Origin of the sequence: Pararobbsia alpina, assembly GCF_965118125.1 — a bacterium.
Lineage (GTDB): Bacteria > Pseudomonadota > Gammaproteobacteria > Burkholderiales > Burkholderiaceae > Pararobbsia > Pararobbsia alpina_A.
This window is the reverse complement of record NZ_OZ221287.1, coordinates 2,978,708-2,997,967: the sequence shown is the minus strand read 5'-3', so window position 1 is coordinate 2,997,967 and position 19,260 is coordinate 2,978,708. Positions and strand designations below refer to the sequence as shown.

The 19,260-nt window shown below is 60.0% G+C and carries 17 protein-coding genes and 1 tRNA gene; 9 read left to right on the top strand and 9 right to left on the bottom strand.

Features of this window, described 5'->3' with window-relative positions; translation table 11 throughout:
* Nucleotides 1-139 precede the first annotated feature (139 nt).
* Entirely contained in the window at nt 140-958 is an 819-nt protein-coding gene (cysE, locus tag ACMFWR_RS13035; RefSeq protein ID WP_413192069.1) for a serine O-acetyltransferase, read from the top strand.
* Nucleotides 959-1,019: 61 nt separating this feature from the next.
* Here cysE and ACMFWR_RS13030 read toward each other — a convergent pair whose 3' ends face one another.
* From ACMFWR_RS13030 to ACMFWR_RS13015, 4 genes are all read right to left on the bottom strand, one after another.
* Nucleotides 1,020-1,769, bottom strand: coding sequence for a UDP-2,3-diacylglucosamine diphosphatase (locus ACMFWR_RS13030; protein ID WP_413192068.1), 750 nt, complete (start codon nt 1,767-1,769; stop codon nt 1,020-1,022).
* Between the two features lie 122 nt (nt 1,770-1,891).
* Complete coding sequence (locus ACMFWR_RS13025) at nt 1,892-2,386, bottom strand: peptidylprolyl isomerase (RefSeq protein ID WP_413192067.1); 495 nt, start codon at nt 2,384-2,386, stop codon at nt 1,892-1,894.
* A gap of 114 nt (nt 2,387-2,500) precedes the next feature.
* Nucleotides 2,501-3,076, bottom strand: a complete 576-nt coding sequence (locus ACMFWR_RS13020; protein ID WP_413192066.1) for a peptidylprolyl isomerase — start codon at nt 3,074-3,076, stop codon at nt 2,501-2,503.
* A 31-nt stretch (nt 3,077-3,107) separates the two neighbouring features.
* Entirely contained in the window at nt 3,108-3,857 is a 750-nt protein-coding gene (locus tag ACMFWR_RS13015) for a tetratricopeptide repeat protein (protein WP_413192065.1), read from the bottom strand.
* A gap of 299 nt (nt 3,858-4,156) precedes the next feature.
* Here ACMFWR_RS13015 and cysS point away from each other — a divergent pair, with 299 nt between their 5' ends.
* The 6 genes from cysS to ACMFWR_RS12985 all read left to right on the top strand — a co-directional run bounded on the left by cysS (nt 4,157) and on the right by ACMFWR_RS12985 (nt 11,288).
* Complete coding sequence (gene cysS / locus ACMFWR_RS13010; RefSeq protein ID WP_413192064.1) at nt 4,157-5,557, top strand: cysteine--tRNA ligase; 1,401 nt, start codon at nt 4,157-4,159, stop codon at nt 5,555-5,557.
* 23 nt (nt 5,558-5,580) lie between these two features.
* Nucleotides 5,581-6,558 carry a DNA-3-methyladenine glycosylase family protein gene (locus tag ACMFWR_RS13005; RefSeq protein WP_413192063.1) on the top strand — a complete coding sequence of 326 codons (978 nt, stop codon included), beginning with the start codon at nt 5,581-5,583 and terminating at the stop codon, nt 6,556-6,558.
* Nucleotides 6,559-6,764: 206 nt separating this feature from the next.
* A complete protein-coding gene (locus tag ACMFWR_RS13000; RefSeq protein ID WP_413192062.1) occupies nt 6,765-7,736 on the top strand; it encodes an acetyl-CoA carboxylase carboxyltransferase subunit alpha in 972 nt (323 codons plus the stop codon).
* Between the two features lie 73 nt (nt 7,737-7,809).
* Nucleotides 7,810-9,633, top strand: a complete 1,824-nt coding sequence (gene tilS / locus ACMFWR_RS12995) for a tRNA lysidine(34) synthetase TilS (protein ID WP_413192061.1) — start codon at nt 7,810-7,812, stop codon at nt 9,631-9,633.
* A 180-nt stretch (nt 9,634-9,813) separates the two neighbouring features.
* On the top strand, nt 9,814-11,064 hold the full coding sequence (locus tag ACMFWR_RS12990; protein ID WP_413192060.1) for an aspartate kinase: 1,251 nt from the start codon (nt 9,814-9,816) through the stop codon (nt 11,062-11,064).
* 130 nt (nt 11,065-11,194) lie between these two features.
* Nucleotides 11,195-11,288 (top strand) — tRNA-Ser (locus ACMFWR_RS12985).
* 79 nt (nt 11,289-11,367) lie between these two features.
* On the opposite strand, the gene ACMFWR_RS12980 is transcribed toward ACMFWR_RS12985, so the two are convergent.
* Nucleotides 11,368-11,586 carry a hypothetical protein gene (locus ACMFWR_RS12980; RefSeq protein ID WP_413192059.1) on the bottom strand — a complete coding sequence of 73 codons (219 nt, stop codon included), beginning with the start codon at nt 11,584-11,586 and terminating at the stop codon, nt 11,368-11,370.
* Nucleotides 11,587-12,313: 727 nt separating this feature from the next.
* Between ACMFWR_RS12980 and ACMFWR_RS12975 the strand changes: the two genes are divergently transcribed.
* Nucleotides 12,314-13,459, top strand: a complete 1,146-nt coding sequence (locus tag ACMFWR_RS12975) for a glycosyltransferase family 9 protein (protein ID WP_413192058.1) — start codon at nt 12,314-12,316, stop codon at nt 13,457-13,459.
* Nucleotides 13,460-13,556: 97 nt separating this feature from the next.
* Here ACMFWR_RS12975 and ACMFWR_RS12970 read toward each other — a convergent pair whose 3' ends face one another.
* From ACMFWR_RS12970 to ACMFWR_RS12955, 4 genes are all read right to left on the bottom strand, one after another.
* Nucleotides 13,557-14,369 carry a YkgJ family cysteine cluster protein gene (locus ACMFWR_RS12970; protein WP_413192057.1) on the bottom strand — a complete coding sequence of 271 codons (813 nt, stop codon included), beginning with the start codon at nt 14,367-14,369 and terminating at the stop codon, nt 13,557-13,559.
* A gap of 259 nt (nt 14,370-14,628) precedes the next feature.
* Nucleotides 14,629-16,179, bottom strand: a complete 1,551-nt coding sequence (locus ACMFWR_RS12965; protein WP_413192056.1) for a phospholipase D family protein — start codon at nt 16,177-16,179, stop codon at nt 14,629-14,631.
* Nucleotides 16,180-16,368: 189 nt separating this feature from the next.
* Nucleotides 16,369-17,082 carry a signal peptidase I gene (lepB, locus tag ACMFWR_RS12960; RefSeq protein WP_413192055.1) on the bottom strand — a complete coding sequence of 238 codons (714 nt, stop codon included), beginning with the start codon at nt 17,080-17,082 and terminating at the stop codon, nt 16,369-16,371.
* 194 nt (nt 17,083-17,276) lie between these two features.
* Nucleotides 17,277-18,101 carry a fumarylacetoacetate hydrolase family protein gene (locus tag ACMFWR_RS12955; RefSeq protein WP_413192054.1) on the bottom strand — a complete coding sequence of 275 codons (825 nt, stop codon included), beginning with the start codon at nt 18,099-18,101 and terminating at the stop codon, nt 17,277-17,279.
* Nucleotides 18,102-18,280: 179 nt separating this feature from the next.
* Here ACMFWR_RS12955 and cynR point away from each other — a divergent pair, with 179 nt between their 5' ends.
* Nucleotides 18,281-19,159 carry a transcriptional regulator CynR gene (gene cynR / locus ACMFWR_RS12950; RefSeq protein WP_413192053.1) on the top strand — a complete coding sequence of 293 codons (879 nt, stop codon included), beginning with the start codon at nt 18,281-18,283 and terminating at the stop codon, nt 19,157-19,159.
* Nucleotides 19,160-19,260: the final 101 nt, after the last annotated feature.

Sequence of the window (19,260 nt, the reverse complement as noted above, 5' to 3'; positions counted from 1 at the left end):
GCCCACGCCGATCGTTTGCCCACAGTGACCTTGGGGCTTTAAAAACGCTTCCGGCGAATCTCCTACAATCCGCCGTATTGACCTGATATGACAAGTCAGGCACCCGGCGCGCCGTGCCGGGCCTCACACGATATACGCCATGTTCTCGAGACTCCGTGAAGACATCGCCGCGATCCGCGCGAAGGATCCGGCTGCACGCAACACATGGGAAGTGCTGACGTGCTACCCCGGTGTGCATGCGTTGATCTTTCATCGTGTCGCGCACGCGTGCTGGAATCTCGGACTGCCGTGGCTCGGTCGATTCATTTCTCAATGGGGCCGTTTCTGGACGGGCATCGAGATCCATCCGGGTGCGCAGATTGGCCGCCGTGTGTTTATCGATCACGGCATGGGCGTCGTGATCGGGCAGACCGCCGAGATCGGCGATGACTGCACGATTTACCAGGGCGTCACGCTGGGTGGTACGTCCCTCACGCGCGGCGCCAAGCGCCATCCGACGCTCGGGCCGGGCGTCATCGTGGGTGCGGGCGCTCAGGTGCTCGGTGGTTTTACGGTCGGAGAGGGCGCGAAGATTGGCTCGAACGCGGTGGTCGTCAAGCCGGTGCCGGCAGGGGCTACTGCAGTGGGCAATCCCGCGCGGATTATTGCCGCACCGTTGAGCGCGGGCGCCGCCGGTGTAGCGTCGGAAGGCCTTAGCGCCGCAACGTCAGCCTCGACTCGTCATGACATGCATCCCGTCGCTCGCGAATTCGCAGCCTACGGCGTGACACCCAATGTCGACGACCCGACGTCGATGGCGATCAACGGACTGATCGAGCACGTGAGCCGCCAGGCCAGCCGTGTTGACGAGATCGTCGAAGCGCTCGATCGTCTTGGCGCGCAACTCGCGGACGAACCTGAGTGCAGCGCAGCCGTGTCGCGGCTTAAGCGGCTTGGAGAGGCGGTAGAGGGGCGGTAGAGGGGCGATACAGAGGCGATAAGCGTCGTGCATGACGCGCGCTGTCCGCGCGGCGCCTGAGTTAATCGAGCGCGTGCTCGCTCACACCGCTTTCGTCGAACACGAGATATCCGCCGCGAGGCGCACCGTGGTCGAGTTCCCAATCCGGAATGACCCAGCGTTCCGTGACGCGCCCGTCGACGCTTTGACGATGGACGGCAGGGCGATGTGTATGCCCATGAATCAGAATCGACGCACGGCTCGAACGCAGCAGATCTGACACGCCATCCTGCGTGACATCGGCCACTGCCATGCGCTCAGGCGTCCAAGTCGTCTGACTTTTATTGCGCATGCGCTCGGCAAGCGCGAGGCGCCATTTGAGCGGCCAGCTCAGAAAAAAGCACCGGCCTGCCGCGCTATGCGAGACCCGCCGAAAGCGCTGGTATCCGATATCGGCCGTGCACAGTGCGTCGCCATGCGCGAGCACGACACGCTGTCCGAATGCATCGAACACAAAGGGATCGGGAAGCAGCGTAGCGCCTGCCGCCTTCGCGAATCGCGTGCCGAGCAGAAAGTCACGATTGCCTTGCATCAGATAGAGCGCAATGCCGCGCTCGGATAGCGTATGCAAGGTGCGTGCGACCTGTTGCGCGAACGGCGTGGCGAGCATGTCGTCGCCGATCCAGTATTCGAACAAGTCGCCGAGAATATAGACAGCTTCAGCCTGCGCCGCTGTGACGGAAATGAATCGCTCGAACGCTGCGACCGTGTTGGGGATCGCGGGGCTCAGATGCAGGTCGGAGATAAACAGCAGAGGGCGCGTGGGTCGCATGATCGGGAGGGAGTGCGGCGCGCGGTGTGGAACAACCGTCGCGCCGCAAGGGTCGCAGCCGCTGAATCGGCCACTCAGTCAGCCACTGATTGAGCGGCGCAGTCAGCGGCCCGGTCCGCCGCTTACTCGGTGACCACAGCCTTCTCGATCACGACGTCTTCGACCGGCACGTCTTGATGGAAGCCCTTGTTACCCGTCTTGACCTTCTTGATCGCATCGACGATGTCCAGACCTTCGACGACCTTGGCGAACACGCAGTAGCCCCAGCCTTGCGGCGTCGGCGAGCTGAAGTTCAGGAAGTCGTTGTCCTTCACGTTGATGAAGAACTGTGCCGTCGCCGAGTGCGGATCGTTCGTACGTGCCATCGCGAGCGTGCCGCGTTCGTTCTTGAGGCCGTTGTCGGCTTCATTGGCAACCGGCGCGTTCGTCGGCTTTTGATTCATGCCTTGTTCGAAGCCACCGCCTTGAATCATGAAGCCGTCGATCACACGGTGAAACACCGTGCCGTCGTAGTGTCCCGACTTCACATAGCTCAGGAAATTTTCGACCGTCTTCGGTGCCTTTTCGGCGTTGAGTTCGATCTTGATGACGCCGTGGTTCGTATGAAGTTCGACCATGAGATGTCCTTGTGTTTTGTCTGGGGTGGGAGAGTGCGGCGGCGGGTCCGGGTTGATCAGCTTGTGTGTGTTCCGGATCTTATCGCTGTTGTGTATGCCGCCGCTTTGCGTGAGTTAGTTGCCGACCACCGTTGCCGACTGGATGACGACCGGCACGCGCGGCACATCCTGCATCATGTTTTCGTTATGCGTGGGCACGGTCTCGATCTTCTTGACCACGTCCAGGCCGCTGACGACCTTGCCGAAGACGGCATAGCCATGACCGTCCGGATTCGGGAAGTCGAGGTTCGCATTGTCGACGACGTTGATGAAGAATTGTGACGTCGCCGAATTCGGGTCGCTCGTGCGGGCCATCGCAATCGTGCCCGTCAGATTCTTGAGGCCGTTGCGGCTCTCGAGCGGAATCGGTGCGTGCGTGTTCTTTTCCTTGAGGTCAGGCGTGAAACCACCACCCTGAATCATGAAGCCCGGGATCACGCGATGAAACACGGTGCCGTTGTAGTGGCCTTCCTTCACATACGTGAGGAAGTTGTCGACGGTCTTCGGCGCCTTGGCCGGATCGAGCTCGACCGTGAAGTCGCCCATCGAGGTCTTGAACAACACATCGGGGTTCGCTTGTGCGGCAACCGAGGTCAGGGCGAACGACAAGGCAACGGCACACGACGCGAGTGCCGGAAAGAAGCGCTTCATGAAGTTTCCTTGCTAAACGTAAAGAGACGCATCAATTGCGTTGCGGCGAAATAGGCATTCCACCGGTGCTGGGTTCCGACGGCAGGATTTCCGGCGCTTGCGGCTCGGGCAGTGCGGGCATCGCCGAGGTATCCGATGCAGGCTGAGCGGCGCCGGTGGCTGCCGCGGTGCTTGCCGGCGACAGAATGGCCTGAATCTTCGTGACGCGGCTGCGTGAATCGCCATCGCGCTTGTCGAGCGACGAAGCGTGGGTGTACGCGTCCTGCGCGAGCTTCAGATAGAGACTGCCGAGGTTCTGGTAGCCAAGCGCAAAGCCCGGGTTCGCCGAGATCGCGGTCTCGAGCGTCGCGCGCGCGTTGTCGTACTGACCATGCTTGGCATAGAGCGCCGCCAGATTGTTGTACGGCTCGGGCAATTCGGGGTACTGCTGCGTGAGCGCCTGAAACGCGCTGATCGCATCGTCATCGCGGCCCATGCGTGCCAGCACGGTCGCACGTTTGAACTTGGCTTGTGCGTCGAGCGGATGGGTCTTGAGGTGATCGTCGAGTTGCGCGAGCGCCTGATCCCAGTTGTGATTCGCGATCGACGCATCGACTTCGGGCGTGCCGTCGAGCACGGGGTTCTTCACGCGCGCGGCCGCGCCGGCTTGCGCATGCGCAGCACCCACGGGCGCGATGGCTGCAGGCAGCGTCAACGTGCCCACGGCAGCGAGAAGCAGCCAGAGCGCCGCACCGCGACCCGCCATGCGGCCCATCGTCTGAGTCAAACCGGTGAATGTCATACTGCTTTGTCCATCGTCAGGAAGCATGCGACTAAAGCGGTGCGTCGTGCTCACAGGAGCCGTGGTCGCACCCCGGCGCGTGCTCGCATCAGGATGCCGGACAGGAACTGCAGGCGCGCCGCGCATGATCTTCATAGGCTAAATCGTGAATGGTATACTCGCCGGCATTCTAACAAAGTCCGCGCGTTCCCCGAACGATCGGACAGCCGCCGCGATCGCGAGGTCGCATCGCACCCGGCAGTGCCCCCCAATCCGTTGCCGCCGGCGCCGCGCTGAAATTCCGGACCTCGTACCGTTCTATGGATTCACTCCGAATTTACAACACGCTCACGCGTGACAAAGAGACGTTCGTGCCGCTCACGCCGGGCGAGGTGCGCATGTATGTATGCGGCATGACCGTATACGACTATTGCCACATCGGTCACGCGCGTGTGATGGTGGCGTTCGATCTTGTGCAGCGCTGGTTGCGCACGCTCGGCTATCGTGTGACCTATGTACGTAACATCACCGATATCGACGACAAGATCATTCGCCGCGCCGTCGAGAACGGCGAGACGATCGGCGCACTGACCGATCGTTTCATTGCGGCCATGCATGAAGACGCAGATGCGCTCGGCGTCGCGCGGCCTGATCTCGAGCCGCGTGCGACGCAATTCGTCCCGCAAATGCTGTCGATGATCGAACGTCTCGAACACAACGGCTATGCGTATCAGGGGACGGATGGCGATGTGAATTTTGCGGTGCGCAAGTTTGCAAACTATGGTCAGCTCTCGGGCAAGTCGCTCGAGGATCTGCGAGCAGGCGAGCGTGTGTCGACGAACGACGCGAAGCAGGATCCGCTCGACTTTGTGCTCTGGAAGCAAGCCAAGGCCGAGGAGCCGCCCGAGTCGAAATGGGATTCGCAATGGGGTCGCGGACGTCCGGGATGGCATATCGAATGCTCGGCGATGTCCTGCGCATTGCTCGGTGAACGATTCGATATTCATGGTGGCGGACAGGACTTGCAGTTCCCGCACCATGAGAATGAAATTGCGCAAAGTGAAGGCGCCACGGGCGCGCACTTCGTGAACTACTGGATGCATAACGGCTACATCCAGATCGACAACGAGAAGATGTCGAAATCGCTCGGCAATTTCTTTACGATTCGTGAGGTGCTCGAACGATTCGATGCCGAGGTGCTGCGCTTTTTTATTTTGCGCGCCCACTATCGCAGTCCGTTGAATTACAGTGATGTGCATCTCGAAGATGCGCGTGCAGGTTTGACGCGGCTCTATACCGCGCTCAAGGATGTGGAGCCTGACGAAGGCGCGCTCGACTGGAACGAGAGCTTTGCGTCGCGTTTTCGCGCCGCAATGAATGATGATTTCAATACGGTCGTCGCAGTCTCGACGCTGTTCGAGCTTGCGAGCGAGGTCAACCGTACTCGCGATCGCGCGCTTGCGCGTCAGCTGCGCGAGCTGGGCCGCGTGCTCGGCTTGCTCGATCGTGAACCGCGTGTGTTTTTGCAGTCCGCAACAGGAACGCAGGACGCAGGTGCAGCACTCGATGCCGATGCGATTGAAGCATCGATCGCCGCGCGTGTCGCGGCCAAGCGTGCGAAGAACTATGCCGAGGCGGATCGGATTCGTGGCGAATTGCTTGCCGCGGGCGTCGTACTCGAAGACAAACCTGGCGGCGCGACTGAATGGCGCCGCGCGTGACCGGGCGACAACCGGGAGGCGAGATGGCAACGGCCAGTAAGAGCGTGGCGCGCAAGCGCACGAGCGCCGGCAAGGTCGGTACGTCCGCGGACGCCGCGGGGCGTAAGACGACGGGCAAAACGGCGCGCAAGACGGCCGCTAAGCACGAGACCGCTAAGCAAGGGACTGCGCGCGTCACGAATGGCGCGGCGGGCCCGGCCAGCACAGGAGCGAGCGCCACGGCGGCGCGCAAAACGCCTGCGCGCAAAACGCAGCCGCGTGCCGCGGAGCCCGTCATCGCCGAGCGTATCGAGCCGGTGGGCGAGGGCGAAGTTGTTCGCAAGTCGCGTACGACGAGTGCGAAGGAACCTGCCGCGTCGGTACAGACCGGGCTGCTCGAGCCGACCGTCACGCGTCCCGACTACTGGGATCGCGCGTGTGCGGATCTCGTGCGGCGCGACCGCATTCTCAAGAAACTGATTCCGCAGTTCGGGCCGGTCCACCTCGCGGTGCGTCACGATCCGTTCGTCACGCTCGCACGCTCGATCGTCGGCCAGCAGATTTCGGTGAAGGCCGCGCAAGCCGTGTGGGAACGCGTGAAGGAAGCCTGTCCGACGCTCGCGCCCGCGAAGTTCACACGGCTCGGACTCGAGAAGCTCTCGGCGTGCGGCTTGTCCAAGCGCAAGGCCGAATACATCCTCGATCTCGCCGAGCACTTCGTATCGGGTGCGTTGCACGTCGATACGTGGGCGACGATGGACGATGAGGCCGTGATTGCGGAACTCACGCAGATTCGCGGCATCGGTCGCTGGACGGCCGAGATGTTCCTGATTTTCAATCTGATGCGCCCGGATGTGTTGCCGCTCGACGATGTCGGCCTGATTCAGGCGATCAGCGTCAACTACTTCAGCGGTGAGCCCGTCACGCGTAGCGAAGCGCGCGAGGTGGCGGCAAACTGGGAACCGTGGCGTACGGTGGCAACATGGTATATGTGGCGTAGCCTCGATAACGTCGCAGTCTGACGACTCGGCGTCTGATCAGACCCTGATGCGGTCAGGATGACCGGCGTGGCATGCGGTTTGCGGCAATCATTGCGGTCGGGCAACGTGCAAAAACGTACGTGAATCGGCCGCGAACCCCCGTCCAATAAGGCTCTTGAGCGAATATCCGCAGCGCGCCCGGACTGATTTAGAATACGCGCTTCCGGCAAGACCGAAGGATTTGAACGATGAAGACCACTTTTCTGGATTTCGAGCAGCCGATCGCTGAGCTCGAGGCGAAGATCGACGAACTGCGATTTGTGCAGGACGATTCGGCTGTCGATATTTCGGAAGAGATCGACCGGCTCTCGAAAAAGAGCCAGCAGCTCACCAAGGATCTGTACGCAAACCTGTCACCGTGGCAGGTTTCGCAAATCGCGCGTCATCCGCAGCGTCCGTACACGCTCGACTACGTGAACGAAATGTTCACCGATTTCCACGAGCTGCATGGCGATCGTAACTTCGCTGACGATCAGTCGATCATCGGCGGCCTCGCACGCTTCAACGGCCAGGCCTGCATGGTCATCGGCCAGCAGAAGGGCCGCGATACGAAGGAACGCGCAGCGCGCAACTTCGGCATGCCCAAGCCCGAAGGCTATCGCAAGGCCGAACGTCTGATGCGCCTTGCCGAGAAGTTCGGTTTGCCCTTGTTCACGTTTATCGACACGCCGGGTGCCTATCCGGGTATCGACGCGGAAGAGCGTGGCCAGTCCGAAGCGATCGGTCACAACCTCTACGTGATGGCCGAGCTCAAGGTGCCCATCATCGCGACGATCATCGGCGAAGGCGGCTCGGGCGGTGCACTGGCCGTCGCTGTGGCCGACACGGTCGTGATGCTGCAGTTCGCCACGTATTCGGTGATCTCGCCTGAAGGCTGTGCTTCGATTCTGTGGAAGAGCGCATCGAAGGCGCCTGAAGCCGCGGAAGCGCTGGGTCTGACCGCGCATCGTCTGAAGGCGCTGGGTCTGATCGACAAGATCGTCAACGAACCGCTCGGCGGCGCACACCGCGATCCGAAGAACATGGCTGCGATGCTGCGTCGCGCGCTCGCTGACTCGGTGCGCCAGTTCCAGGGCATGAGCACGAAGGAACTGCGCGAGCGCCGGCATGAGCGCCTCATGAGCTATGGCAAGTTCAAGGAAAGCCACCCCGGACAATAAGTCCGGCAGCGATTCGTCCGACCGCGCTGAACGGGGCTCGGACGAATCGGTTCTGACCGCCGTTCGTGCGGTCATGCATTCTCTCGCTTCTCCCGATGTATCACGCAAGCATGCCGATGCGAATCGCGCATCGGGCGCGCGCGTCGTTGCGTCCGTCCGTTCGGCTAACTCGGACGAGGCTTCCAAAGGCATTTCGGATTCGGACGACGCTGCTGCAACGGACCGCATGTCCGATGGCGCACTGCGCGTTGCCATTGCCCTGAGCGGTGGACTCGATTCGAGCGTGCTGCTCGATGCGACAGCGCGGGTCGTGGGCGCGTCGCGCTGTATCGCGTTGCACGTTCATCACGGCTTGAGTCCTCACGCCGATGCATGGCTCGATCATGCGCGGGAGGCGGCGCGCGCCGCAGACGTCGCGTTCGATGCACGTCGCGTCACCGTTGCTCGCGACGACGATGCAGGTATCGAAGGCGCTGCGCGTGACGCTCGCTACCGCGCGTTGTTCGAGATGTGTGAAGGCGCGGACGTACCTGTCATGTTCCTCGGGCATCACGCCGACGACCAGGCCGAGACATTCCTGCTTCAGGCAGTGCGAGGTGCTGGGCTGCGTGGCCTTGCTTCCATGCCCGCGATTGCGCAGATCGATTCGAAACCAAAGAGCCCCGCGGTGCGAATTGTGCGTCCGCTGCTCGATTTACCCAGGTCGATATTGATCGAGTATGCCCATTCACGCGGATTGCAATGGATCGACGACGAGTCGAACGACGATGTGCGTTACGTGCGCAACGCGTTGCGCCACGAAGTGATCCCGCCGCTGGCTCGCCGCTTTCCGTCGTTCCGTGAGGGGCTCGCGCGAAGCGCGCGTCATGCGGCGGATGCGCAGGCGCTGCTCGATGAATACGCGGCGATGGATATGCAATCGCTGAAAGTACAGATGGAAGGGGATGCGCCGCCAGCGTTGTCGCTCTCCGAGTGGCGCTTGCTCGATATAGCGAGTCCCTTGCGTGCGGCGAACGTGCTGCGCTACTGGATTCGTGCATATGGCATGCGTGCAATGAGCGTGGCGCGCTTCGACAGTCTTGTCGGTCGGCTTCGTTCGGCTGCGAGCGACCGGCCGCTGTCGTGCAGTCATGAGGGACGCTTGTTGCGCCACTATCGTGATGTGCTCACATGGGAAACGGCGCGCCGGCACGCAGGCCGAGACGATTCGGAACTTGATGAAGTGCTGAATGAGTCGCTGAATGAGTCGTTCGGCGATGAATCTGATTCGCACTTTGACCATGCCGCCGATCGGCACAATGATCGGTCATCTGATCCGGCGCTTGTCCAGTCATCACGTCGACAGCGCGATCGTGCAGGTGATCCGGCGCTCGATTGGCGACTCGACTGGACCGGCCAACCCGTCTGGCACCTGCCTCCCTGGCACGGCACGCTCGTGTTCGTGCCCACCGACGTCACCGATCCAGAACGCGTGCCCGCCGCGCGGCTGCGCGATCGCGTGCTGCGCGCCGTGCAGCGTAGCGGAGGAGAGCGTATGCGAGTCGGTGCGGGAAGACCGTCCCGAAGTCTCAAGAATCTGTTCCAGGAAGCGGGATTGCCGTCGTGGCGTCGCGATGTGCCCGTGATTTTGCTCGGCGACGCGGTGCTCTATGTGCCCGGACTCGGCCTGAATCGCGACGTTGCGGTGCTCGATTCGAAAACGAACCTGCAAACCGATGCACGAACGGGCTCAGAAGCAGGCACGCAAGCAGGGACACAAGCAGGCACGCAAGCAGGCACGCAAGCAGGGACACAAGCAGGGACACAAGCAGGGACACAAGCAGGGACACAAGCAGGGACACAAGCGCAAACCGAATGGCTGCGTCTCGAGTGGCGCGAGGATGCGTTGATCGCATGAAACGCACTGACTTCGCGCGGACCTCACTCATGCGGCACGCACGCCACACGTGTTCCCATTTAATGCGCGAACGTGCGCTCAACGCGATTTGATGCGTGCTAACCCCTTGTTTTTTCGGCGAGCATCGTTTATTTTCGAATGCTTGCCCAATCGCTCTGAACCACGTAGTTTCGAAAAAAAATGGCACTGATCGTACATAAATACGGCGGCACGTCGATGGGCTCCGTCGAGCGCATCAAGAATGTCGCAGCACGCGTCGCCAAATGGCACAAGGCTGGCCACAAGATGGTCGTCGTGCCGTCGGCGATGTCGGGCGAAACGAATCGTCTGCTCGGTCTTGCGAAAGAAATCGCCTCGCAGCCGAGCCCGCGTGAACTCGATCTGATCGCCGCGACGGGCGAGCAGGTCAGCGTCGGCCTGCTCGCGATTGCGCTGCAGGAAGCCGGCGTCGACGCAGTCAGCTACGCTGGCTGGCAAGTGCCGATCGCCACTGACAGTGCCTTTACCAAAGCGCGCATTTCGAGCATCGACGACAAACGCGTGCTGGCCGATCTCGATTCGGGCAAGGTCGTCGTGATCACGGGCTTTCAGGGTGTCGATCCCGATGGTCACATCACGACGCTGGGTCGCGGCGGTTCCGACACGTCGGCCGTTGCGGTTGCCGCGGCGCTAAAGGCCGAAGAGTGCCTGATCTATACGGACGTCGATGGCGTGTACACGACGGACCCGCGTGTGGTCGACGAAGCACGTCGCCTCGATCGCATCACGTTCGAAGAGATGCTCGAAATGGCGAGCCTCGGTTCGAAGGTCCTGCAAATCCGTTCGGTCGAGTTCGCCGGCAAGTACCGCGTGAAGACCCGCGTGCTGTCGAGCCTCACTGATCCGCAGATTCCGCTCGACGTCGAGATGCGTTCGGGCACCCTGATTACTTTTGAAGAAGACGACACCATGGAAGCAGCGGTTATTTCGGGCATTGCCTTCCAGCGCGACGAAGCGCGGATCATTGTCGCGGATGTTCCGGACAAGCCCGGCATCGCTTATCAGATCCTCGGCCCGGTCGCCGACGCGAACATCGACGTCGACATGATCATCCAGAACCAGAGTATCGATGGTCTGACCGACTTCACGTTCACCGTGGGTCGCGGCGACTACACGCGCGCTATGGACATCCTGACGGAACACGTCAAGGGTCATGTTGGCGCGGGCAAGGTGCTCGGCGATGCGAAGGTGTCGAAGGTATCGGTCGTCGGCGTCGGCATGCGTTCGCATGTCGGTATCGCAAGCAAGATGTTCCGTACCTTGTCGGAAGAGGGCATCAACATCCAGATGATCTCGACGTCGGAGATCAAGATCTCGGTGCTGATCGACGAGAAGTATATGGAGCTCGCCGTGCGCGCGCTGCATAAGGCGTTCGAACTCGACCAGGCGTAACGACATCGCCAAGGCAAACGCGTGACAAAAAATATGGGTAAAAGCGTCTGCCTGTATTTGACCGTTCAACGCTTTGCCGCTATGATTCACGTCTCGTCGCGAAAGGCTTCCGCCGCGATGAGACAGTTTGGGAGACGTGGCCGAGTGGTCGAAGGCACTCCCCTGCTAAGGGAGCATCTGAGCTAAAACTTGGATCGAGGGTTCGAATCCCTCCGTCTCCGCCAGCAATGGCGGCGAAACCCCGTAGAGTCGCGGCTCTACGGGGTTTTTGTTTTATGGGGTCGAAAAACTTCGATGCGCGCGTTACTCCGTGCGCTCCCAATGTTCGGATGTCCGTTTGTCGGTCACACGCACCTTCGCGACCATCGGAACATGGCCCATCAACTTGATCTCATTGACGGCGACTCGCTCGGATGCGAATAGCGTCGGGCTGAGTTTCGTTCCGTCCAGAAACTCCAGCACATACCCTTCGACCGGACCCCATCGGCCCTTCGGCACCGGCTCTACATAGACGTTCAACATGATGCGCTCCATCGAGTAAGAAACGAGTAGGAAACCTTTGAGAAAAGTCTAACGGCGTTCCTTTCGTATGCACGCCCCTCGAATGTGCGATTCGAAGCATGTTTCACACACTTGAAATCAATGACTTGCGGCGTGCTTTTCGCATCGCGAAGTGGTGTTTCCCAGAATGCAAAATGTGAATGGGTAATGTCGACTCGGGCTTTCACTTTTCGACGGCGCGTTTCGCTTTGTGAAATCGTGCCACGGCGAAACAGGGGTTTGAATGGCTGATTCGCCGAAGCGTCGTATCACTGACATGTGTTCATTATCAGAACGGATGCGGTCTGAGTTCCGATAGCCGCGGCATCTGTGATTCCCGGATCAACGGGGTTAAAAACAATATCCTTGCAATCAATCTGGCTCAATAAATGTGAATACCTGCCGTTAACCGGATCGATCAAGCCAGCCGAGTCAATGTATTCGAATTGTCAAGAGACAAGATTACCGAAAGGGCCACGGTCCCTCACTGGGTTCACTCGATGCATCTGTAATTCACGGTGATGTCTCACATCATGCGTATAATCTGAATCATTACGCAAAATAACCACGCATTCTCCCGTCGCCGATTGGAACGCCCAGCGCGCGCGAGTACGTCAAAAGGCGATACGCAAGCAACGCATCCTGATTGCGATGTGACTTTTCATCCAGTTTTTGCCGTACGTGGCAAATGCAGTAGACGACAAACAGTATGTTTCGACTGATCGACCGTTGTGTTGCACGTTCCACAAGCATTCCGTATGAATCGGTTCCGCACGATCCCGTGCGCTTTCTGGAAAGTGCATCGAAACTGAAAATCGCGAAGAAATATTTGCATCGGCGCATGTCGCTCGCGATGGGCGGTCAATTGCCGCTCTATCGTTCGACATTGCCACGCGATGCACGGATTTTGTGGCTATACACAGGTAAGGCCAATTTCGGCGATGCGACGATGGATATGGCCGGCCGAAGCCTGTTGCGCGGGATGGGCGTCAAAATCGATCTGCTGACGCTGCCTAAACTGTTTCCGCTATTCGAGGAAGATGACATTTTCTCGAACGTATTCGATCGTGTCGAAGATGCGTTGAAGCACGAGTACGACGCGGTTCTGCTCAACGAATTCAACTTCCCGTCGATTCGCCTCAAGAAGAAATACTTCAAGCATCTCCCATTCGCTTGTTTGTTCGAATACTTCTACGGCCCGGATCGCAATCAGACGCAATTCAGCTTCGCCGCGATCAACCGCGTTTTCCAGTTCGACCTGACGCCCGACGATCTGCATGAGATCGCGAAGCCGTATCTCGGATGCTTCGCGTCGACCGAACGCAGCGTCGATGCCGTGATGCCCGATACACGCTTTATGTGTATTGCGGTTGGCGGAATTGAGCCTCGGCGAACGTATGACCGGTGGGCCGAGCTGCTTCGCGCGCTCGATGAGGCGGGCAACATCGATGTGCCGCCGACCGTCGTGTTGCTGGGTGCGGATAACGGCGCCGCCATCGCTGAATCGATTTGCCAGCAGACCTACCGACGATTTGAAGTGCGGTCATTGGTCGGGCAATTGAGTCTCCTGCAGTCTCGCGCAGTCGTAGCACGCAGTGCCGTCTTTGCCGGTTGCGATGGCGGTCTGATGCATGTGGCGCATACGACCGATACCGGCACCGTCACATTGTTTGCTCGTGAAGAGCCGATGCGATTGCGGCTGACACCCAGCTGCCAATCGATCGGCATTCAGAGTGGCGGGGCGGTCAGCGAGATCGGTACCGATTCCATTCTCAAGGCGCTTCGCACGAAGCTCGGAAGTGCGCGGACTCGCCGCGCGCCGGTCGACATGGACGTCGACGCGACCGTCGACTGACATCGCACGAAGCCGGCTGAAGCCTGGCGTTATGCGCAACGGCGGCTGATGTCGGGCCCACGTCTTTCGCGAGTTCGCCGACATTGCAGCAATCCGCTTACTCCGTCTGCGCAGGGACCGTTGCGCCGGAAAACGAGTCGGGTAGAAACGCCAGAAACGCGTGGGGCGCACCATCGAGTGCATCACTGCGGGACACACGGGCGCGAATCTCCGTGAGCGTCTCGATTGTGCCGCCTTGGTTCGAGACAAACTCCCATTCGCGCTGCGGCTCACCCAGTTGTTGAGTCGCCGTTTCCGAGACGACCGTCTCGAGTGCCGCAAGCGCGGTCGCACTGTCGAACGAATAAATCACAAACCCCTCGTTCGCAAGCGCGGCGGCCCGACATCCCAGTAAAGCGGCAAGGCGGCCTTTGCGCTTCGCATCTTGAGCGCTGACAGCGTGCGATTCGCGAATGACCGCGCGCGTAGCGGCATCATTCACCTGCGATCCCAACATGAAGACCGGACGCTCGGAGGACCACGCTTCCGGCGGACACGCCTTGCCCGAGGGATCGAGCGTGATGAACGGATTCACCTCCGCAGGATAGATTCGGCAAACCCGAGGCCTTTCCTCGTAGGCGCCGCAGAGCATGTCGCTGCGTAAATGTGGACACGCGCCGTCGAAGGCTGCAACCAGCGTCAGGATGATACGCACGGGTTGCACACCACTGACTGCGGCGAACGATCGCTCACGCTTGTGATGTGCCGGACCGTCGTCCTCAGGCGGTTCCACCGGCCATGGAATCGCTTCGCAAAACGCCTGAATGGTGCCGCCTCGTTTCAGCCACGCGACGCTTTCGTCGACGCTGAGCGGAAGTCGCAGGTTGTGGCAGCACTTGCCGCAAGTCGTGCACGAGAAATGAATGGTCATGATGCGCCCTGCGCAATCCGATCCAGCAGTTGCAAGATCGTGCTCCTATCCGATGTATTCGCGCTGAATACGAAAAGACCATCGTTATGATGATCTGTCATGCGCGATCTGATGCTGCGAGAGCGCGTTGCGCAATCGCCTGCATTCTTGCTGGATAGTTCGGCGGCCGGTGATCTTGGGTTACAGCGAGACTATTTATATTTGTTACGCGCTGTTCGTTACCCGGTACTCGTTGCTCGTTGCAGATATTGGCCGGAGCTTACAATTCAGACTCGATCGGCAGCAACCCGAGTAACCAGATCTCCATTCGCCTGAAGCTCGACACATCCGGATCACTGGTCAACTCCTGCGGCCCGCCGGGGCCGTTCTCGATCCAGACGATTTTGCTGTCGCCGCTTGCGTCCGTTCTGCGCTCGAGCTTCCACGCAAGGGTATTCAGCTGCGGGGTCACGTCGCTGACGACCTGCGAAGCAATCTTCGGATCCTCGCAATAGACACCGATCTCCGTGTTCAACGTCAGGGATCGAGGATCGAGATTCATCGAGCCGATGAAAATACTGCTTCGGTCGAACACATACGTCTTCGCATGAAGCGACGCCTTCGAAGAACCGAAGAGCATCTTCTTTTTCGTTTCGCTGTCTGCGACCGGCTTCAACTCGAACAGATGCACGCCGGCTTCAAGCATCTCCATCCGATAGCGTGAATAACCGGAATGCACGGCAGCCACATCGGTTGCGGCCAATGAATTCGTCAATACGGTGACGTCGACGCCACGCGCTTCGAGGCCTTTCATCCAGGCCATGCCTTCATCGCCGGGAACGAAATACGGTGAAATGACGAGCATGTCATGCTGCGGCTCGACATGGAGTGCATTGAACTTTGTCAGCAGATGACCCTGGATATCGTTGGGGGAGCGAGTGATCTTCGTCGGGTCATCGAAGAGCAGGGTGGCATGTCCCCATGAGAACGACAGGTCGTCCGATTTGAGCGCGTCTTTCAATCGCGTTTTGACTTCGTCGGCGTACGCGCCGCCTTCTCGTGCTGCAACGGAAGCTGCCAGGTGCTGGCGATACGCATCGAGCGCGCCTGCGGGGGCCTTATGCCCAACGAGCGACTCGACCGTATAGACCTCATCCGAATTCCAGAACAAGTCGAACTCGTTGGAGATGTCCGATACGACGGCACCGTGAAGCAGTACATCAAGATCGCTGAAGGCCACGCTGCTCGACGCGCCGAAGTATTCATCTCCGATATTGCGTCCGCCCAGAATCGCGGCCTGGTTATCCGCGATCATGGCCTTGTTGTGCATGCGTCGATTCACCCGAGAAAACTCGAAGAGCGTCCCGAGCTTTTTGAACGAACGCGCAGCGACAGGATTGAATAGCCGGATCTCGATGTTCGGATGCGAGTTGAGCGCAAGCAACACCTCGTCATCGGCCGATGTGCCGAGGTCATCGAGCACCAGGCGTACGCGCACGCCGCGGTCGGCGGCGGCGAGCAAAGATGCGGCCAGACCTTGTCCGGTCTCATCGTCATGCCAGATGTAGTACTGAAGGTCGACGGAACGATCTGCGGTCTCTGCGAGCACGATGCGCGCGACAAACGCGTCGACGCCTGTGATGAGCAAATGGAACGCCGTATCGCCCGGATGCTGCTGATTCGAGGGCGACAATTGCGTACCAAGACGCGTGTCGTCCGTGTTGGTCAGCGCATGGGTAACGGGGCGGCCGGCTTGCGGTGGGAGGCTGGCGCAACCGGCCACACAGATGATCGACACCAGCAGAGCGAGGCGATACAGCGTGCTTTTCATTGTCGTGTCCCCATTCGATTTGCATGACTGTCTTCTGCCTTCGCGCATAACCGGCGTGAGTCGCCGGCGTGACGGATTTTCACGTTATCCCAGTTGTCCGGAGGGCGCAGAACGGCCGAGGCGCAAAAGCGACAGCGTCGGGAAGGCCCGCGTTTCCCGACGAAAAAGAATGGGGTGACAGCGTGTTGCCTATCCTGCAGGGGTCGCCATTGGCGTCAGATCTGGACGATCATCCAGCCGAGCGGCGAACCGGTCGATGCGTGGCAGATAGAAGTGATCGGGGTTGAGCGAGAAAGCGACCCGGCGTACCCGGCCCATGATTTCCGATCGAGGGAAAAACCCGAAGTAGCGGGAATCAGCGCTGTTGTCGCGGTTGTCTCCGAGCATGAAGTATTCATGCGCAGGGACGACGAGCGGGTCAAACGAACTTCGCGGGCTGGGCGTGTCGACGGACAAGCGAATGCGGTGCGAGATGCCATCGGCATGCTCGAGCTGGTATTCGGCTGGCGAGCCTGAATCTCCGGTCAACAGATCGGAGCCCAGCGGCTGATAGGCAGCGCGTCTGCCGTTGACGTACAGCACGTTGTGATTCATCGATATACGGTCGCCGGGCAAGCCGATCACGCGTTTGACGAGCAACTCGTGCGCCGCTGAAGAATCGATGGTCACGATATCGCCTCGTCGGGGGCCATGAAAATCGATCGCGCTGATATGTGTGAGAGGCACGCGCAGTTCGTAGGCCATTTTGTCGACGATGATGTGATCGCCCGGAAGGATAGTCGGCAGCATCGAAGCGCTGGGCACGACGTTCCAGTCGACTACCGTGCTGCGAAACACGACCATCAGCACAAGAAACGCGGCGACGCTCTTGTATTCTCGCCAGAGCCGGGACATCCATTGCATGATCTGAACTCCGTGTTGAGGGGCGATAGCGACTGCGGGAAAGGCAATCAAAGCGCTAGCGAGTAGTCACCCGCCTTTAACTCAGCGCCAAATGCCAAACGCCAATAGCGGGTGGCCGGCCATCGACATTCAGCACGAGCAGTCGACGATGGACGCGAGGAAGTCGGGACATCCGTCCCGACGCCATCGCACCATCACACCAGAATCACGTGCCGTTGCGCACCCAGATGCTCGATCCCGCACTCAAGCACGTCACCTGGTTTCATGAACTTGTTCTTACCGAACCCGACGCCCGGCGGCGTGCCCGTCGCAAGGATGTCACCCGGAAGCAGGGTCATGTGCTTCGAGAAATACGCCAGCATTTCGCTGATGGAAAACAGCATGTCGCTCGTATTGCCTTGCTGTTCGACATGACCATTCAGCTTCGTCCAGAGATCGAGATTCGCACCGTCGACGCCTGTCACAAGATAAGGGCCGATCGGCGAATAGCCGGCACGCGATTTGGCGCGCACGAGATGTTGACCGCCGAGGCTGTCGACCTGCGTGGCGCGGTCCGAGATGTCGTTGATGCAGACGTAGCCGAAGATATAGTCCTGTGCGTCTGCCGCTGCGATATCGCGCGCTTCACGGCCGATGACGATGGCGAGTTCGACTTCCCAATCGAGCTTGGTGCCTGGATTGGGTCCGCGCGAGACAGGATCGTTCGGGCCCGTGATCGACGACATGGCCTTCAGAAAGACTTCGGGCTCGGTCGGCGGCACCATCTTGAACTCTTCGATGTGCTTGCGGTAGTTGAACCCGGTCGCGGCGAACTGGCGAACACCGTCGATCGGAGCGAGATAGTCATACGGTCCCTTGATCGACGCTAACGCGGAAGTGTCGACGTTGTCGAGGACGCCGCTCGCGATCGCCGCAGGCGTGATGTCCGCTACGAGCGGACGCAGATCAAAGGGTGTGCCGTCGATCACGATGACGGGCAGGGCGACATGGTCGATGAGGATTCGGGCGAACTGTTGCATTTCATCTCTCCTTACTGAGTGGGTCGACGCCCAACATCTCGGCGAGTGCGCTTTTAACCGGACTGCCTGTCCTTGAAAAGCGACGCTGTGTGTTGCGCGGTTGAGTCAAGGATAGGGACGTGATGCATAATCGTCCAAGACTGGTTTCTTACGCTTCCCATAAGCAGAGGTTATAGGCCATGCTGCTGCGTCATATCCGGTATCTCACGGCTGTCGTCGACAACCGCAGCTTTACGCGAGCGGCCCAGGCGCTCCATGTATCGCAGCCCGCGCTATCGCAGCAGATCAAGGAGCTCGAAGACCAATTGGGCGTGCAGCTTCTCGACCGGAGCGGCCGCGAAGTGCGTCCGACCGACACGGGCGTTGTGTACCTCCGATATGCGCGTCACGTGCTCGAACAACTCGACGAAGCCGCGCGAGCAGTGCGTGACGTCGAAGATCTGTCGGTGGGCTCGCTGCGTCTCGGCGTGACGCCGACCGTTGCGCACTATCTCGTGGGGCCGCTCGTGGAACGCGTCAGAGCGCGCCACCCTGGTATCGAACTGTCGATACGCGTGACGTCGCAAGAGGACATGGAGTCGCTGCTTCGTAGCGATGCCCTCGATGTGGGTTTTGGTTTTGGCGACATGCCGGTCGATGACATCGAGGCGACGCCGTTGCATAAGGAGCGTCTGGCCTTGATTGCCAGGGCCGACACCTCGTCCGCGTTCAAGCCTGTCGTGACGCCCGCGGAGTTATCGACGCTGCCGCTGGCCTTGCTGGATGCATCGTTCTCCACGCGGCGAAGTGTCGATCGATATCTCGCTGCCAAGCGGTTGCGCGCGAACGTGGTGATGGAGGCCAACTCCGTCGCGGTGCTGCTTGAAGTGGTGAGCCAGACGGATCTCGTCACCGTGTTGCCGCTGAGCGTCGCTCGGGCAGGACTCAGCACGGCGCGGTTCCGCCCCGAACTTGAACTCAGGCCTGCGGCACTGCTTCGAAGACGAGGTGTCTACGAGACCGCCGCGATGCGCGCATTCATTGTGATTGCACGTGAGGTATCCGCCGCGTTGGTGTGAATGACCGGGCGACCCGGCCGCCCTCGCCGGTCTGCCGAAACCGTTGGGCCTCCCTATAATCCGACACGAATCAGGCACCACACGTGCATGCGCGATGTGCA

Excerpts from the sequence above, each read along its gene's own strand:
- ACMFWR_RS12980 (WP_413192059.1), bottom strand. The coding sequence starts at position 11,586 with ATGTTGAACGTCTATGTAGAGCCGGTGCCGAAGGGCCGATGGGGTCCG.
- ACMFWR_RS13030 (WP_413192068.1), bottom strand. The coding sequence starts at position 1,769 with ATGCGACCCACGCGCCCTCTGCTGTTTATCTCCGACCTGCATCTGAGC.
- ACMFWR_RS12955 (WP_413192054.1), bottom strand. The coding sequence starts at position 18,101 with ATGCAACAGTTCGCCCGAATCCTCATCGACCATGTCGCCCTGCCCGTC.
- ACMFWR_RS12970 (WP_413192057.1), bottom strand. The coding sequence starts at position 14,369 with ATGACCATTCATTTCTCGTGCACGACTTGCGGCAAGTGCTGCCACAAC.
- ACMFWR_RS13020 (WP_413192066.1), bottom strand. The coding sequence starts at position 3,076 with ATGAAGCGCTTCTTTCCGGCACTCGCGTCGTGTGCCGTTGCCTTGTCG.
- ACMFWR_RS13000 (WP_413192062.1), top strand. The coding sequence starts at position 6,765 with ATGAAGACCACTTTTCTGGATTTCGAGCAGCCGATCGCTGAGCTCGAG.
- lepB (WP_413192055.1), bottom strand. The coding sequence starts at position 17,082 with ATGCAATGGATGTCCCGGCTCTGGCGAGAATACAAGAGCGTCGCCGCG.
- cysE (WP_413192069.1), top strand. The coding sequence starts at position 140 with ATGTTCTCGAGACTCCGTGAAGACATCGCCGCGATCCGCGCGAAGGAT.
- ACMFWR_RS12990 (WP_413192060.1), top strand. The coding sequence starts at position 9,814 with ATGGCACTGATCGTACATAAATACGGCGGCACGTCGATGGGCTCCGTC.
- tilS (WP_413192061.1), top strand. The coding sequence starts at position 7,810 with ATGCATTCTCTCGCTTCTCCCGATGTATCACGCAAGCATGCCGATGCG.
- ACMFWR_RS12975 (WP_413192058.1), top strand. The coding sequence starts at position 12,314 with ATGTTTCGACTGATCGACCGTTGTGTTGCACGTTCCACAAGCATTCCG.
- cynR (WP_413192053.1), top strand. The coding sequence starts at position 18,281 with ATGCTGCTGCGTCATATCCGGTATCTCACGGCTGTCGTCGACAACCGC.
- ACMFWR_RS13025 (WP_413192067.1), bottom strand. The coding sequence starts at position 2,386 with ATGGTCGAACTTCATACGAACCACGGCGTCATCAAGATCGAACTCAAC.
- ACMFWR_RS12965 (WP_413192056.1), bottom strand. The coding sequence starts at position 16,179 with ATGAAAAGCACGCTGTATCGCCTCGCTCTGCTGGTGTCGATCATCTGT.
- ACMFWR_RS13015 (WP_413192065.1), bottom strand. The coding sequence starts at position 3,857 with ATGACATTCACCGGTTTGACTCAGACGATGGGCCGCATGGCGGGTCGC.
- ACMFWR_RS13005 (WP_413192063.1), top strand. The coding sequence starts at position 5,581 with ATGGCAACGGCCAGTAAGAGCGTGGCGCGCAAGCGCACGAGCGCCGGC.
- cysS (WP_413192064.1), top strand. The coding sequence starts at position 4,157 with ATGGATTCACTCCGAATTTACAACACGCTCACGCGTGACAAAGAGACG.